Origin of the sequence: Kushneria phyllosphaerae (genome assembly GCF_900312995.1) — a bacterium.
Lineage (GTDB): Bacteria > Pseudomonadota > Gammaproteobacteria > Pseudomonadales > Halomonadaceae > Kushneria > Kushneria phyllosphaerae.
In genome coordinates, this window is the sequence record NZ_ONZI01000003.1 from 37,983 (window position 1) to 53,865 (window position 15,883).

Consider the following 15,883-nt stretch of genomic DNA (forward strand, 5'->3'; position numbering starts at 1 on the left):
ATGAAACTGAATAGCCTGACCCCGGCGCCGGGTTCCAAACAGGCTGCAAAGCGTGTTGGTCGCGGTATTGGTTCCGGGCTGGGCAAGACTGCTGGTCGCGGTCACAAGGGCCAGACTTCTCGCAGCGGCGGTTCAATCAAGCCGGGCTTCGAAGGTGGTCAGATGCCGCTCCAGCGTCGTCTGCCCAAGTTTGGCTTCACGTCTGCCAAGTCACTGGTCAGCGAAGAAGTTCGTCTTAACGAACTGGCCCATGTCGAAGGCGACGTCGCGGATCTGGCAAGCCTGAAAAAGGCCAACGTGCTGAAAAATGCCACGCGTTTTGCAAAGGTTGTGCTGTCCGGCAATCTTGATCGCGCCATTACAGTACGTGGTCTGAAAGTCACCAAGGGTGCACGGGCTGCCATTGAAGCCGCCGGTGGCAAGGTAGAGGACTAAATGGCAAAGTCAGGAAAAGTACCGGCTAACATGCAAAGCGGTCTGGGCGAGCTGTGGGCTCGCCTGAGGTTCGTTTTTATCGCAATCGTGGTTTACCGTATCGGTGCCCACATTCCAGTCCCCGGTATCGATCCTGACCAGCTCACTGCCTTGTTCAGAGAAAATCAGGGTACCATCCTGAGCATGTTCAACATGTTCTCGGGTGGTGCGCTGCAGCGCATGAGTATTTTTGCACTGGGCATCATGCCCTATATTTCTGCATCAATTATCATGCAGCTTCTGACCGTGGTTTCGCCGCAGCTTGAACAGCTGAAGAAGGAAGGCGAGGCCGGCCGTCGAAAGATCAGCCAGTACACTCGCTACGGCACGGTGTTGCTGGCGCTGATCCAGGCGATCGGCATGTCAGTAGGGCTTGTCAGTAACGGGGTCGCTTACAGCGCCGATTTCAGCTTCTACTTTACGGCGGTCACCACTTTTGTGGCAGGTGCCGTATTCCTGATGTGGCTGGGTGAGCAGATTACCGAAAAGGGCATCGGCAATGGTATTTCGCTGATTATCTTTTCCGGTATTGTTGCCGGTTTGCCCGGTGCGCTGGGGCAGTCGTTCGAACTGGCACGCAACGATGGTGCCTGGAATGTACTGCCGCTGCTGGCGCTTGGCGTACTTGGTATTGCAACGATTGCCTTTGTGGTCTTCATTGAGCGTGGTCAGCGCCGTATTACGGTCAACTATCCGCGTCGACAGGTCGGCAACAAGATGTATGCCGGCCAGAGCAGCTATCTGCCAATGAAGGTCAATATGGCCGGCGTTATCCCGCCCATTTTTGCCTCGAGCATTCTGCTTTTCCCGGCGTCGCTGGGTCAGTGGTTTGGTCAGGGCGAAAACATGGGATGGCTGTCGACCATTTCCCAGGCTCTGGGGCCGGGTCAGCCGTTGTATATTCTGCTGTTTGCCACTGCCGTTGTTTTCTTCTGTTTCTTCTACACCGCACTGGTTTTTAACCCGAAGGATGTAGCTGATAACCTGAAGAAGTCAGGAGCATTTCTGCCGGGTATTCGTCCCGGTGAGCAGACGTCGCGTTATATCGACAAGGTCATGACGCGTCTTACGTTGTTTGGCGCTCTTTACATCACTCTGGTCTCCCTCATGCCCCAGTTCCTCATGGTGGCATGGCAGGTACCCTTTTACTTCGGTGGTACTTCGCTGCTGATCGTTGTGGTCGTCGTCATGGACTTCATGGCGCAAGTCCAGTCTCATCTGATGTCCAGTCAGTATGAGTCAGTGATGAAGAAGTCAAACCTCAAGGGATATGGCAGTGGCGGCGTAATGCGCTGACATGTTCCGGTAGTGGCAGGCTGCCTTTCGGGCCTGCCACTTACCACTCAGGCCGCAGGGTCTGATCACGCCGTCATAAAGTTTCACTGTGATAGCGATAGCGGCGGGAAGCCTTTGCTTCACTGCCAATGAGACAGGTTGCGATGCATACCCCTTGCCATGAGTTATCAGGGGCGGTATGCTATTGCGCCTTTTACAGACGATTAACCGAGCAAGCCGCTCAAATTCGGAGAAAGCTGATGGCCCGTATTGCAGGCGTCAATATCCCGGACAACAAGCATGCGGCGATCTCGCTGACCTACATCTACGGTATTGGTCGCACCCGCGCTATGGAAATCTGTGCGCAGGTGGGTATTGCACCTAACGTCAAGGTTGGAGATATCTCCGCCGAGAAACTCGACGAGGTGCGTACTGCAGTTGGCCAATATGCCGTGGAAGGTGACCTTCGCCGTGAGATTACGCTGAATATCAAGCGTCTCATGGATCTGGGTTGCTACCGTGGTCTGCGCCATCGTCGCAGTCTTCCGATGCGCGGGCAGCGCACGAAGACGAATGCGCGTACCCGCAAGGGACCGCGTAAACCGATTCGCAAATAAACGCATGTCCGGCGTTTAGAATTCAGGAACATCAAACATGGCTAACCCGCGCAGTAACCGTAAAAAGGTTAAAAAGCAGGTGGTGGATGCGGTTGCCCACATCCATGCCTCTTTTAACAATACGATCGTGACGATCACAGACCGCCAGGGCAACGCTCTTTCATGGGCCACTGCCGGTGGTTCGGGTTTTCGTGGTTCTCGCAAGAGCACCCCGTTCGCTGCCCAAGTGGCAAGTGAACGTGCAGCAACCGCTGCAGCCGAGTATGGTGTGAAAAACGTCGACGTACTGGTCAAGGGCCCGGGGCCCGGCCGTGAGTCCGCCGTGCGCGCATTGAATGCCGCCGGTTTTCGCGTGCAAAGCATTGTTGACGCGACACCCATCCCGCATAACGGGTGCCGCCCACCGAAAAAGCGTCGCGTTTAAGGAGACACACTCATGGCACGTTATACTGGTCCGAAGTGCAAGCTCTCTCGTCGCGAAGGCACCGATCTCTTTTTGAAGAGCGGTGTTACAGCATTCGAGAAGAAGTGCAAGTCAGAGACTCCCCCGGGTCAACACGGTCAGCGCCGTCAGCGTCTTTCCGAATACGGCTCGCAGCTGCGTGAAAAGCAGAAGGTCCGTCGTTATTACGGCGTACTGGAAAAGCAGTTCCGCAATTACTACAAGGAAGCCGCGCGTCAGAAAGGGGCCACAGGTGAAGTTTTGCTTCAGCTCCTCGAGACTCGCCTCGACAACGTCGTTTATCGTATGGGCTTTGGCTCGACTCGCAGCGAATCTCGCCAGCTTGTCAGTCACAAGGCCATCTCCGTTAACGGTCGTACCGTCAACGTGGCGTCCTACAAGGTCCGTCCCGGTGATGTGGTCAGCGTTCGTGAAAAGGCCAAAAATCAGTCGCGTATTCAGCAGTCTCTCGAGCTTGCTGGCAACCGTGGCGATGTAAGCTGGGTCGACGTTGACTCGAAGAAGATGGAAGGCACTTTCAAGGCTCTCCCTGAGCGCGGCGACCTGTCTGCCGACATCAACGAAAACCTGATTGTCGAGCTGTACTCCAAATAAGCATTGAGCTTTTTTGGATAAACCGTTTGGCAGCCTGATAGGTGTTCATATGCAGCGTTCAGTGACAGAGTTTCTAAGACCCCGCGACATCAAGGTCGAAGAAGTCAGCGCGAATCATGCAAAGATCGTGCTCGAGCCTTTCGAGCGCGGCTTTGGTCATACTCTCGGGAACGCCCTGCGTCGTATTCTGCTGTCATCCATGCCTGGGTGTGCGATTACAGAAGCAGAAATCGAAGGCGTTCTGCATGAGTACAGCGCAATCGAAGGTGTTCAGGAAGATGTCATTGAGATCCTCCTGAATCTGAAGGGCGTGTCCATCAAGATGCATGGCCGCGATGACGTTGTATTAACGCTGAACAAGCAGGGCCCGGGCATCATGACTGCCGGCGATATCGCCGTCGATCATGACATTGAGATTGTCAACCCGGATCACGTCATTGCTCATATCAATGATGGCTGTGAACTGAAGATGCAGCTGCGCGTTATGCGTGGCCGTGGCTACGAGCCCGCAGACGTCCGTGCCGAGCGTGATGATGAATCACGTGCTATCGGTCGGCTTCAGCTTGATGCCACGTATACTCCGGTTCGCCGCGTTTCCTACGCAGTCGAAGCGGCACGCGTTGAACAGCGTACCGACCTCGACAAGCTGGTCATTGATCTGGAGACCGACGGCACGCTGGATCCCGAAGAAGCCATTCGCCGCTCTGCAACCATCTTGCAGGAGCAGCTGGCTGCCTTCGTTGATCTTGAAGCCGAGAAAGAGCAGGAAGTAGAGGAAGAGGAAGATCAGATTGATCCGATTCTGCTGCGTCCTGTTGACGATCTCGAATTGACTGTCCGAAGTGCCAACTGCCTCAAGGCCGAGAATATCTACTATATCGGTGACCTGATTCAGCGCACCGAAGTAGAGCTTCTTAAAACACCCAATCTCGGCAAGAAGTCGTTGAATGAAATCAAGGACGTTCTCGAGGCTCGTAATCTTTCACTTGGCATGCGGCTGGACAACTGGCCGCCGGCGAGTCTGAAAGACGACAAGGCCTCTGCCTGAACGGGTGACTCGCGCCCCAGATTGGTAAGGAATCTTATCCATGCGTCATCGTAAAACCGGTCGTCATCTAAGCCGTAACAGCTCGCACCGTAATGCCATGTTCCAGAACATGTGCATTTCGCTGGTTGAGCATGAAATGATCAAAACCACGCTGCCCAAGGCCAAGGAGCTGCGTCGTTATATTGAGCCGCTGATCACCCTGTCTAAAAATGACAGTGTGGCCAATCGCCGTCTGGCGTTCAGCCGTACCCGCTCCAAGGAAACGGTTGGCAAGCTCTTTAACGAACTGGGTCCGCGTTATAACACCCGCCCGGGTGGTTATGTTCGCGTACTCAAGTGCGGCTTCAGAGCCGGCGACAATGCGCCCATGGCGTATGTCGAGCTGGTTGATCGCCCGGTAGCAGCAGAAGCCAGCGGCGAAGAATAACCGCACTTTCTGCTATCGTCAGAAAAGCCGACCTCAGGGTCGGCTTTTTTTGTCTCTGAACCTTGCCTGCCTGATCCATACTAAGAATCCAATCAGCCGCTTGAGTACCTGCCGTGGGATGTCATTTCGTCAACGGAGAGTGCGAAAACTGTCAACGCGATTTACCTTTCTCTTTCACCATGGCCTTTCAGCCCATCGTCGATTTATCCACCGGCAGCGTTTTTGCTCATGAAGCGCTGGTGCGCGGTATCAATGGCGAGTCTGCCTGGTCTATCTTGTCACAGGTAACGGCAAACGAGCTTTATGCCTTCGATCAGGCCTGTCGGGTGCGCGCCATCGAGATGGCCAGTCAGCTTGGCATGACCTCAAAACTCTCCATCAATTTTTTGCCCAATGCCGTCTATGAGCCGCGGGCCTGTATTCGTGCCACGTTGAAAGTCGCCGAGCGTGTAGGCTGGTCACTGAATAATCTGATCTTTGAAATTACTGAAAATGAGCACGTGGCTGATCGAGATCATCTGCGCCATATCGTTGAGGAATATCATGAGATGGGGTTTACCGTGGCGCTGGACGACTTCGGCACTGGGCATGCCAATCTCGATCTGCTCACGGTACTGACACCGCATCATCTGAAGCTGGATCGGGTTTTGATCAGTGGTATCGGGCAGGATGTACGTCGCCAGCATCTGGTGCGTCACATCGCTTTAATGGCTGCATCGCTTGAGATAGGGCTTGTTGCTGAAGGGGTCGAAACGCTTGAAGAGGCGAGCTGGCTGTATCGGCAGGGCATCATGCGCCATCAGGGCTATTACTATGCCAGGCCTGCCTTCGAAGCATTGCCGGATATTGATCCGTCCTGCATGGCGGCAGTGACTGCCCTATAAAAAAGGGCCGGAAGCCTTCATGGCTTCCGGCCCTTTTCTGGACTGGTAGGATTAGTAGCCGCGGGCCAGCAGTGGTTTCAAAAAGCGTCCGGTGTGCGAAACATCCTGCTCGCCGACCTCTTCAGGGGTGCCCTCGGCGATAATACGCCCACCGCCGGAACCTCCTTCCGGGCCCAGATCGATGATCCAGTCGGCGGTCTTGATGACATCCAGGTTGTGCTCGATGACCACCACGGAGTTGCCCTGATCGCGCAGGCGATGCAGCACGCCAAGCAGCTGTCGAATATCCTCGAAATGAAGCCCCGTGGTGGGTTCGTCAAGAATATAGAGTGTCTTGCCGGTATCCCGCTTGGCCAGCTCGCGGGCCAGTTTGACCCGCTGTGCCTCGCCGCCGGAAAGCGTGATCGCGCTTTGCCCGAGCTTGATATAGGAAAGGCCGACGTCCATCAGGGTTTGCAAGCGGCGGGCGATGGCAGGCACCGGCGAGAAAAACTCGACGGCTTCCTCGATCGTCATTTCCAGTACATCGTGAATGCTGTGCCCCTTGTAGAGCACGTCCAGTGTTTCCCGGTTGTAGCGCCGGCCGCCACAGACATCACAGGGGACATAAATATCAGGCAGGAAGTGCATCTCCACCTTGATCATGCCCTCACCCTGGCACGCCTCACAGCGCCCGCCCTTGACGTTAAAGGAGAACCGTCCCGGCTTGTAGCCTCGCGATCGCGCTTCTGGCGTACCGGCGAAGAGTTCACGAATTGGCGTGAATATACCGGTGTAAGTGGCCGGGTTGGAGCGAGGCGTGCGTCCGATGGGGCTCTGATCAATATCGATGACCTTGTCGAGCTGATCAAGGCCCTTGATCTCCTTGAAGGGCGCAGGCGTGAGCGTGGTGGCCTTGTTGAGTTCGCGCGCCGCCACGGGCATCAGGGTAGCGTTGATCAGGGTGGATTTCCCTGACCCGGAAACACCGGTCACACAGACAAAAAGCCCCAGCGGTAGCGCAAGATCAACGTTGTCGAGGTTGTTGCCGCTGGCCCTGGTCAGGTGAAGCATTTTCTCGGGATTGATGGGCGTACGTGGCGAGGGGATCTCGATGCGTCGAGTGCCTGACAGGTATTGTCCGGTCAGGGATTCTGCACTGGCTTCAATATCGTCAGGCGTGCCCTGTGCAATGATCTGACCGCCATGAACCCCGGCGCCAGGGCCGATATCGAGCACGTGATCCGCGGCTCGAATGGCATCCTCGTCGTGTTCGACCACGATGACGGTATTGCCCAGATCGCGAAGTCGGACCAGGGTCTGCAGCAAGCGATCATTATCGCGCTGGTGAAGACCGATGGAGGGTTCATCAAGAATGTACATGACGCCCACCAGTCCGGCGCCGATCTGACTGGCCAGTCGTATGCGCTGAGCTTCACCACCTGACAGGGTGTCGGCGCTGCGCTCCAGCGTCAGATAGTCAAGACCGACATTGACCAGAAACTCAAGGCGGCTGGTGATTTCATAGAGAATGCGTTTGGCAATTTCACCCCGGCGACCGGGAAGGTCCATTTCGCCAAAAAATGTCCGTGCTTCCCCGATCGGTTTGGTAACCACCGAGGGCAGTGAATGATCATCGACAAATACGTGACGCGCCTCGCGTCTCAATCGACTGCCATGACAGGTTGGGCAGGGGCGTACAGCCAGGTGTCGCGACAGATCATCGCGGACCATGCTCGAATCGGTTTCCCGGTAGCGCCGCTCCATATTGGGCAGCACGCCTTCAAAGGCATGCTCGCGGGAGACCTTCTTGCCGCGATCATTGACGTAGGAAAACGAAATGGATTCACGGCCGCTGCCGTGCAGTACCACGTCGCGCACCCGCTGTGGCAGCTGCTGCCAGGGGGTTTCCAGCTCAAACTTGTAGTGGGCGGCCACTGCTTCGAGCTGGTTGAAATAGTAGATGCTGCGTCTATCCCACCCCTTGATGACCCCTTCCGACAGGGAAAGCTCGTCCTGACGAATGAGCTTGTCGGGATCGAAGAACTGGTGCGCGCCCAGACCATCACAGCTTGGGCAGGCACCTGCCGGATTGTTGAAGGAAAACATGCGTGGCTCGAGTTCGGCGATCGAGTAGCCACAAATGGGGCAGGCAAAGCGCGACGAAAAAATCATGTCCTCGCGATCGCCGTCCATGAAATGCAGCACGGCGGCGCCGTCGGAAAGCCCCAGTGCGGTCTCGAACGACTCCGCCAGGCGTTGATCGATATCCTGGCGAATCTTCAGACGATCCACCACAACACTGATGTCGTGCTTCTTGTTCTTGTCCAGCGTCGGCAGTTCATCGAATTCGTAGGTCTGACCGTCGATCTGGACCCGCACGAACCCCTGGGTGCGCAGCTCAGTCAGGGCCTGCTGATGTTCTCCCTTGCGGCCCTTGATAATGGGGGCCAACAACATGACACGCGTGCCTTCTTCCAGTGCCAGCGTCTGATCGACCATCTGCGACACGGTCTGGGCTTCAAGATCGAGTTCATGATCGGGGCAGCGCGGTGTACCGGCGCGGGCATACAGCAAACGCAAGTAGTCATATATTTCGGTGATGGTACCGACAGTCGAGCGCGGATTGTGGGATGTGGACTTTTGTTCGATGGAAATGGCCGGTGACAGCCCCTCGATGTGGTCCACATCGGGTTTTTCCATCATGGAAAGAAACTGGCGCGCATAGGTCGACAGCGATTCGACGTAGCGCCGTTGCCCTTCTGCATACAGGGTGTCAAAGGCCAGAGAAGACTTGCCTGATCCGGAGAGCCCGGTAATGACAATCAGTTTGTCACGGGGCAGCTCGACATCAATGTTCTTCAGGTTGTGGGTGCGGGCCCCACTCACCGAAATACGATCCATACCTACCTCATCGCCGACGTCGGAAAGACACTATAGAAGGAGTTGAAAACGAGGTGCAAAATGCAGTGCACAGCGTTTTCCATGTGATGCGCGGCCCGGTAAAATGGTAACAGCACACCATACCGGGGCGGATGCCCATCAGGGCATGTAAAAAGCAGCCGCTTGAAGCGCTGCTTTTGTTCGTTCAACGATATGCGTGGCAAGGCCTGCATTGCAGTGAATATCCATACAGTTATTATAGACGATCATGTCAAGGCAATGTCCCTGGCAGTCCATTCGTTTAAACATGCCAGCCGGCACTGGAGAGAAACATGGCCCGTGGGGTAAACAAGGTCATACTGATCGGTAATCTGGGTCAGGACCCGGAAGTACGTTTTCTGCCCTCCGGCAGTCCTGTCTGCAATCTGCGTCTGGCCACTACTGATAACTGGACTGACCGTCAGAGTGGTCAGCGTCAGGAGCGCACCGAGTGGCACAGCGTTGTCATGTTCAACAAGCTTGCCGAAATTGCGCAGCAGTATGTCAAAAAGGGCTCTCGGCTCTATATCGAAGGGCGTCTGCAGACCCGCAAATGGCAGGGTCAGGACGGTCAGGACCGTTACTCGACTGAAATCGTGGCCAACGACATGCAGATGCTGGATAGCCGTAGCGGTGCTCAGGGCGGCGACTTCGGCGGTCAGGGCGGCAGTGGCTATGGCCAGCAGGGTGGTGGTTACGACCAGCAGGGCGGCAGTGCCCGCCAGAGCAGCCCCTCGGGTGGCCAGAATCAGGGTGGCTACGGTCAGGGCCAGAACAGCTATGGGCAGGGCAGTCAGGGCAACCAGCAAGGTAGTCAGGGTAACCAGCAGGGTGCCCCGGGCAACCAGCAGGGTGGCCAAGGTCAGGGTGGCGGCGCGCCCAACCCTGGCAGCTTCGATGATTTCGATGACGAAATCCCGTTCTAGACGCCGGAATATATTGCGCCTTGCCAGACCCGCCATCCGGCGGGTTTTTTAAGGAATCAGTGCCCTTTTTTCAATCGGGTCTGCAAAAGCTTCAAAATGGCGCGCTCTTCCGGCCCGGTCAGGTCATCCTGATCGAGTGCTTCTTCTATCTGCTCCAGAAAGTGTCGTAACAGCCGGCCATCGAGGTAGTTCTCAATCACCCGGGGGTCGATGTAGCTGGCCCGTGCAATGCTGGGTGTGTTGCCCAGCCGGGAGGCCACGCGTTCTACTGCCTCGCGAATGTATTGCTGGCTGATATCATCATCACTACCAATACCCAGCTCGTCCAGCGCCAGAGCGGCAATGGAAGTGCCGGCCCAGGTACGAAAATCCTTGGCGCTGAAGCGCTCCCCCATGACGTCATGAATGTACTCGTTGAGATCGTGGCTATCGACGCGCACCTTGCGACCGTTGTCATCAAAATACTTGAAGATTTCGTAACCCGGGATGTCATCCAGTTCTCCGACAATCCGAGCCAGCTTTTCATCCTCGATTACCTTGTGCTGTTGCTGCCCGCTTTTGCCCTGATAGTCGAAGATCAACTCGTCACCGTTGATGGTGAGATGGCGCGAACGCATGGTGGTCAGCCCATAGGAGTCGTTCTGCTCGCTGTAGCTGTCGTTGCCGGGGCGAAAATACGCCGTGTCCAGAAGTCTGACCATGCAGGCCAGCACCTTCTCACGCGGCATGCCTTCACGCGCCATGTGTTGACCGGTAATGCGTCGCATGGTCGATAGCCGCTGGGCAAAATCGACAATGCGATCAAATTTCATTTTCTCTCGTTGCTCGCGCCATTTGCTGTTGTAGATATACTGCTTGCGCCCGGCATCGTCTCTTCCTGTGGCGTGAATACGCGCCTCGGGGTCAAGGCTGATGACCACGTCGCGCCATGCCGGAGGCACGGCAAGGCTTTTGATCCACTCTCGCCATTGGCGATCCTTCAGGGTCTTTCCGCCTTCGTCGCGGTAGGTAAATCCCTTGCCGCTGCGATGGCGTGTCACGGTGGTGGCGTCTTTTGTCATGCAGTCAGGCTTCCTGGCTGGTAAACGTTACAGGAACTCTGACTGATCATAGACGATTATTACCTGTCCGCCGGGACAGGCCGCCGTTGCAGGGCAGGGACAGTGCAACCCATGGGTTTTTTTTGTAAAGTGTCGGGCCTGCCGCGTCACTGCCCGCCAAGAGTGACGTCATTTTCTGTCGGGCCGCAAAATCAATGAAACTATTACTGCTTGATGCCGATCACTGTCTTGGTCGGGCGCTCATCGATGAAAGCGACTCGCGAAGCGATGTTGAGCTGATCATTGAGCGTTCCCGCCAGTGCTCCTTGTCACATTTAAAGGCCCGGGCACCGGACGCCGTCATTTTTCCGCCATTACTGGATCCAGCCAGTGTCGACCATGCCGAGATCGTTGAGCATGTCGATCAGGTAGACGCCGTCATGACTGCCTGTCATGCCCTGGGGGTGCCGCTGGTCTGGCTGGTCAGCGATCAGGTCTTTGAAGCCGGGTCGGACATGCCCATCGAGGAAAGCGTGCTGCCTTCGCCTCGCCATGAAGGGCTACAGCGTCTGCTGGAAACGGGCAATCGCATTCGATCGGGTCTGGCTGAGCACTTTATCGTGCGTACCGGGCCGCTGATGGCGCTGGAAGGGCGCAACGCAAGGCTTGCAGAGGTGCTGGACGCTCTGGCCAATGGCAGGCCACTGCGCGCCGCAGAAGACGAGATTATCTGCCCAACGCCCGTGCAGGCCGTGGCGCGTGCCATGATTGGCATGCTGGCCCAGCAGTTTTCAGGCGCCAATGCCTGGGGGGCGTATCATCTTGCCGGTGTGGAACCGGTCAGTCTTTATACCTTTCACGGCGTCGTGCGCCACCAGCTGGAAATTCAGCTGGCCAGAAGACATATCGATTTGACGCTCGGCGAGGTTCAGCCATTGCACCATCATCATGATCAGCCGCTGCGACGCGTACTCAATTGTCGTCAGATGCTTGAGACCTTTGGCGTGCATCAAAAGCCCTGGCGGCTGGCGCTGGATGCCATGCTCGAACAGTGGTGTCAGACACGCTTTGACGAGGAGAAGGGGCCGTGAAGGCGCTACGCAGTCTGTTATTTTATACCGGCTATCTGATGGCCATTCTCGTCAGCGCGGTTACCCTGGTGCCGCTGGCATTTTTTCTGCCCCTCAACGCACGCTTTCGAGTATTGAATCTCTATAACCACTTTATCGTGGTCTGGTTCGGGCTCTGTTGTGGCGTGCGCTATCGGGTTGAGGGGCGTGATCATATTCCGGATGCGCCCTGTGTGTTGCTGTCCAACCATCAAAGCGAGTGGGAGACCCTCTTTCTCCAGACCATCAAGTCGCCCATGTGTACGGTGCTTAAACAGGAACTGCTGAAGATTCCCGTTTTTGGCTGGGCGCTCAGAATGCTCAGCCCCATTCCTCTGGATCGCTCCAAACCCTCGCGAGCGCTCAGAATGGTATTGAGTGAGGGCGCCGCCCGTCTTGCTTCCGGGCTTTCCGTGCTGCTGTTCCCTGAAGGCACCCGGGTGCCGCCGGGAGAGCGTCGTCGCTTCAACAAGAGCGGGATTCACATGGCCTGTCGGGCAGGCGTGCCGATATTGCCGGTAGCCCACAATGCCGGTGAGCACTGGCCGAGCAAAAGCTTTATCAAGACCCCCGGGCAGATCAATGTCGTGATTGGAGAGCCCATCGCCACCAGGGGTCGCAGGCCCGATGAGGTGACCCGGGAAGTCGAGCAGTGGATCGAGGCGCAGCTTTCACGTATTTCAAGCGTACCCAGGCCTGCGGTCGAAGAAGCATCTGCCAGCGCACTGTGAATATCGAAGCCCTCGTTATCTGAACTGCCGTAACATTAAAAAGGGCGCCCTCAGGGGCGCCCTTTTTCGTACCGATGGTGCAGCGATCAGGTCGACTCATCCGTCATGCGCTGAAAGATCAGGCAAGCATTGGTGCCGCCAAACCCGAAGCTGTTGGACAGCACTCGGTCAAGGCGTACACCGTCACGACGACTGGTCACGATGTCCAGGTCACTGGCCTGCGGATCGACTTCATCAATATTGGCTGACGCGCAGATGAAATCGTTTTGCATCATGAGAAGCGAGTAGATGGCTTCCTGTGCACCGGTCGCCCCCAGAGAGTGTCCTGTCAGCGACTTGGTCGAGGAGATTGCGGGCACCCTGTCACCAAAGACGTCACGCAGGGCCTTGATCTCACACATATCGCCGACCGGCGTCGAGGTGCCATGCGTGTTGATATAGTCAATGTCACCCTTGACGGTCGACATTGCCTGCTGCATGCAGCGAGCGCCGCCTTCACCGGAGGGCGCGACCATGTCATGGCCATCGGAATTGGCGCCGTAGCCTACAACCTCGGCATAAATTTTGGCGCCACGGGCTTTGGCATGCTCGAGTTCTTCCAGAACCAGCATGGCACCGCCACCGGCGATGACGAAGCCGTCACGGGCAGTGTCATAGGCGCGAGAAGCCTTTTCAGGGCAGTCGTTATAGCTGGTGGACAGCGCGCCCATGGCATCGAACAGACACGACAGGGTCCAGTGCTCTTCCTCACCACCGCCGGCAAAGACGACATCCTGCTTGCCCAGCTGAATCTGCTCGACAGCGCTGCCGATACAGTGCGCCGAAGTCGCGCAGGCAGAAGAGATGGAGTAGTTGATGCCCTTGATGCCAAAGGGGGTGGCCAGACATGCCGATACGGTGCTGCCCATGGTGCGGGTGACCCGATAGGGCCCGACCCGGCGTAGCCCCTTTTCACGCAGGATATCGGCGGCTTCAACCTGATTGGCAGAAGACGCGCCGCCCGAACCTGCAATCAGGCCGGTGCGCACATTCGACACGTCTTCAGGAGCAAGCCCGGAATCCTCGATGGCCTGCTGCATGGAGACATAGGCGTAGGCGGCCGCATCCCCCATGAAGCGGCGCTGCTTGCGATCGACCAGAGCATCCAGGTCGATGTCGACAACACCGGCAACATGGCTTCGCATTCCGCGCTCGACATACTCTTCGCGAAAGCGAATGCCGGAACGGCCTTCCTTCAGGGATTGAAGTACCTGATGCTGATCGTTGCCCAGGCAGGAGACAATGCCCAGGCCAGTGACTACCACTCGTCGCATGGGAGCCTCCCCATCAGAAATTCGCAGTGGAGGTGAACAGGCCAACGCGCAGGTCGTTGGCTTCGTAAATATCGCGGCCATCCACGGACAGGACGCCATCGGCGATGCCCAGGATCAAGCGCCGCGTGATCACCCGCTTGATATGAATATGATAGGTAACCTTCTCGGCATCCGGAAGGATCTGTCCGGAGAACTTGACCTCGCCACAGCCAAGAGCGCGGCCGCGGCCGGGATTGCCCAGCCAGCCCAGATGGAAACCTACCAGCTGCCACATGGCGTCAAGGCCCAGGCAGCCGGGCATGACAGGATCGCCCGGGAAGTGACACTGGAAAAACCAGAGGTCAGGGCTAATGTCCAGCTCAGCGATCAGCTCGCCCTTGCCGTATTTGCCACCCGCTTCCTGAATGTTGGTGATGCGATCCAGCATCAGCATGTTCGGTGCCGGCAGCTGTGCATTTCCAGGGCCGAAAAGCTCACCCTGACTGCATGCAAGCAGCTGATCACGGTTAAAGGAGTGTTGCGTGGTCACTGACATGTTCCGGAAATCAAAGGAATAGGGGCTCCCGGGGGAGCGCGCCTAGTTTACTGATAGAGGTGGCGAAATGCACGCCAGCGCCTGTAGGCAGGTCTACTGCCCCGGCATCACTCTTCAGCTACGTTTAACTTAGTGCCTTGAAGGCGTCCAGCGCTCGTTGACGCGCGACGCGATGATCCACCATGGGCACCGGGTAGCCGGTTTGCTTGCAGGTGGCTGCATCAGGCGCATGACGCTTTTTTGCGGCAACGTTTGCCAGTTCGGGTACAAACTCTGCAATAAATATGCCTTCCGGGTCAAAGCGTCGGGACTGGGTGGTCGGGTTAAAGATGCGAAAATAGGGTGATGCATCTGTCCCCGTAGAGGCTGCCCACTGCCAGCCACCGTTGTTGGCGCCCAGTTCACCATCCACGAGATGCTGTAGGAAAAACGCTTCGCCGCGTCGCCAGTCTATCAGCAGATGTTTGCTGAGAAACATGGCAGTTACCATTCGCAGACGATTATGCATCCAGCCGGTCGTTGTCAGCTGGCGCATGGCTGCATCCACCAGGGGATAACCGGTGTTGCCGTCGCACCAGCGCTGAAAGTCTTCATCGCTGTCACGCCAGACCAGAGCCTTCGTGTGCTCCTGGAAGGGCTGGTAGCAGTTGACTCGAGGGAAACCGACCAGCACATGCTGGTAAAATTCGCGCCAGATGATCTCGCTGATCCAGCTTTGCAGGTTACTGTCCCCGTCGCCCAGATGCCCGCCATTTCTGGCCGCGGCAGCGTTGATACACTGGCGCCAGGAAATCATGCCCAGCGCCAGCCAGGCCGATAACCCGCTGGTGGCCGTCATGGCCGGAAAGTCGCGCCCATTTTCGTAGTGATGCGCTCTTTTTTGCAGAAAACGCGCCAGTCGATCCTGCGCAGCCTCCTCGCCGGCAGGCCATTCATCGGCACTGATGACGGCATTGCTGGTATCCGATTCCGGAATGGTGTCGCCTGCAACATTATCTGGAGCAGTTTGTACTTTTGGGGCATCAAACTGCTGAAGCTGGTTGGCACCGATGTTTTTAAGCCAGCTTTTATAAAAGGGCGTAAAGACGCTGTAATAACGTCCATCGCCGGTCAAAAGCTCCCCGGGTGTAAAGGCGACCTGGTCGGTATAGCGATGAACGCTCAGATCGTTTTGATGCAACTGCTCGCTGACCTGTCGATCGCGACGTCGCTCGTTGAGGCCATATTCATCGTTGAAGTGCACAGCCTCACAGTTGAGGGCCTGTGCCAGCTCAAGGAGTTGCGCGGGCAGGGCGTCAAAGTGCTCGGCACTGATGATTTTCAAGGGGATATTGAGGCTGTCCAGATGCTTTGAGAGCACCTCGACTCCGCGTTGCCAGAAAGCGAGCTTGTTGTCACCATGCCCATGTTGTCGCCACTGCTGCGGCGTCCAGAACACTACGCCGATCACGGGTCCACGCTGCGCTGCATGGTGAAGGGCGGTATTGTCTTCACATCTCAGGTCGGTTCTAAACCAGACCAGCTGGCGCTTGCTACCCATTTACCG

General features: G+C 56.7%; 16 protein-coding genes. 11 read left to right on the forward strand and 5 right to left on the reverse strand.

Annotation, left to right across the window (positions count from 1 at the left end; genetic code table 11):
* The 8 genes from rplO to KSP9073_RS10140 all read left to right on the forward strand — a co-directional run bounded on the left by rplO (position 1) and on the right by KSP9073_RS10140 (position 5,782).
* Positions 1-435, forward strand: coding sequence for a 50S ribosomal protein L15 (gene rplO, locus KSP9073_RS10105; protein WP_108843369.1), 435 nt, complete (start codon positions 1-3; stop codon positions 433-435).
* On the forward strand, positions 436-1,770 hold the full coding sequence (gene secY / locus KSP9073_RS10110; RefSeq protein ID WP_108842865.1) for a preprotein translocase subunit SecY: 1,335 nt from the start codon (positions 436-438) through the stop codon (positions 1,768-1,770).
* 239 nt (positions 1,771-2,009) lie between these two features.
* A complete protein-coding gene (rpsM, locus tag KSP9073_RS10115; RefSeq protein WP_108842866.1) occupies positions 2,010-2,366 on the forward strand; it encodes a 30S ribosomal protein S13 in 357 nt (118 codons plus the stop codon).
* 37 nt (positions 2,367-2,403) lie between these two features.
* On the forward strand, positions 2,404-2,790 hold the full coding sequence (gene rpsK / locus KSP9073_RS10120) for a 30S ribosomal protein S11 (RefSeq protein ID WP_009099028.1): 387 nt from the start codon (positions 2,404-2,406) through the stop codon (positions 2,788-2,790).
* Between the two features lie 12 nt (positions 2,791-2,802).
* Positions 2,803-3,423 carry a 30S ribosomal protein S4 gene (gene rpsD, locus KSP9073_RS10125; RefSeq protein WP_108842867.1) on the forward strand — a complete coding sequence of 207 codons (621 nt, stop codon included), beginning with the start codon at positions 2,803-2,805 and terminating at the stop codon, positions 3,421-3,423.
* Between the two features lie 49 nt (positions 3,424-3,472).
* Positions 3,473-4,471 carry a DNA-directed RNA polymerase subunit alpha gene (locus KSP9073_RS10130; protein ID WP_108842868.1) on the forward strand — a complete coding sequence of 333 codons (999 nt, stop codon included), beginning with the start codon at positions 3,473-3,475 and terminating at the stop codon, positions 4,469-4,471.
* A gap of 40 nt (positions 4,472-4,511) precedes the next feature.
* Positions 4,512-4,898: a 50S ribosomal protein L17 gene (gene rplQ, locus KSP9073_RS10135; protein WP_108842869.1), complete on the forward strand. Its 387-nt coding sequence runs from the start codon at positions 4,512-4,514 to the stop codon at positions 4,896-4,898.
* A 113-nt stretch (positions 4,899-5,011) separates the two neighbouring features.
* Positions 5,012-5,782: an EAL domain-containing protein gene (locus KSP9073_RS10140; RefSeq protein WP_439330945.1), complete on the forward strand. Its 771-nt coding sequence runs from the start codon at positions 5,012-5,014 to the stop codon at positions 5,780-5,782.
* A gap of 51 nt (positions 5,783-5,833) precedes the next feature.
* Here KSP9073_RS10140 and uvrA read toward each other — a convergent pair whose 3' ends face one another.
* Positions 5,834-8,665 (reverse strand): excinuclease ABC subunit UvrA, encoded by a 2,832-nt coding sequence (gene uvrA, locus KSP9073_RS10145; protein ID WP_108842870.1) that lies wholly within the window; start codon positions 8,663-8,665, stop codon positions 5,834-5,836.
* Between the two features lie 311 nt (positions 8,666-8,976).
* Here uvrA and KSP9073_RS10155 point away from each other — a divergent pair, with 311 nt between their 5' ends.
* On the forward strand, positions 8,977-9,609 hold the full coding sequence (locus KSP9073_RS10155; RefSeq protein WP_108842872.1) for a single-stranded DNA-binding protein: 633 nt from the start codon (positions 8,977-8,979) through the stop codon (positions 9,607-9,609).
* Between the two features lie 56 nt (positions 9,610-9,665).
* Here KSP9073_RS10155 and KSP9073_RS10160 read toward each other — a convergent pair whose 3' ends face one another.
* Positions 9,666-10,670: a DNA topoisomerase IB gene (locus KSP9073_RS10160; RefSeq protein WP_108842873.1), complete on the reverse strand. Its 1,005-nt coding sequence runs from the start codon at positions 10,668-10,670 to the stop codon at positions 9,666-9,668.
* 194 nt (positions 10,671-10,864) lie between these two features.
* Here KSP9073_RS10160 and KSP9073_RS10165 point away from each other — a divergent pair, with 194 nt between their 5' ends.
* Together KSP9073_RS10165 and KSP9073_RS10170 are read left to right on the forward strand one after the other, a co-directional pair.
* Positions 10,865-11,740, forward strand: coding sequence for a sugar nucleotide-binding protein (locus KSP9073_RS10165; RefSeq protein WP_108842874.1), 876 nt, complete (start codon positions 10,865-10,867; stop codon positions 11,738-11,740).
* Positions 11,737-12,489 (forward strand): lysophospholipid acyltransferase family protein, encoded by a 753-nt coding sequence (locus tag KSP9073_RS10170; RefSeq protein ID WP_108842875.1) that lies wholly within the window; start codon positions 11,737-11,739, stop codon positions 12,487-12,489. The genes KSP9073_RS10165 and KSP9073_RS10170 overlap by 4 nt, the downstream gene beginning before the upstream one ends.
* 86 nt (positions 12,490-12,575) lie before the next feature.
* Here KSP9073_RS10170 and fabB read toward each other — a convergent pair whose 3' ends face one another.
* From fabB to phrB, 3 genes are all read right to left on the reverse strand, one after another.
* Complete coding sequence (fabB, locus tag KSP9073_RS10175) at positions 12,576-13,802, reverse strand: beta-ketoacyl-ACP synthase I (RefSeq protein ID WP_108842876.1); 1,227 nt, start codon at positions 13,800-13,802, stop codon at positions 12,576-12,578.
* A 13-nt stretch (positions 13,803-13,815) separates the two neighbouring features.
* Positions 13,816-14,331, reverse strand: coding sequence for a 3-hydroxyacyl-[acyl-carrier-protein] dehydratase FabA (fabA, locus tag KSP9073_RS10180; protein WP_108843371.1), 516 nt, complete (start codon positions 14,329-14,331; stop codon positions 13,816-13,818).
* 130 nt (positions 14,332-14,461) lie between these two features.
* Positions 14,462-15,877 (reverse strand): deoxyribodipyrimidine photo-lyase, encoded by a 1,416-nt coding sequence (gene phrB, locus KSP9073_RS10185; RefSeq protein ID WP_108842877.1) that lies wholly within the window; start codon positions 15,875-15,877, stop codon positions 14,462-14,464.
* Between the last annotated feature and the right edge of the window lie 6 nt (positions 15,878-15,883).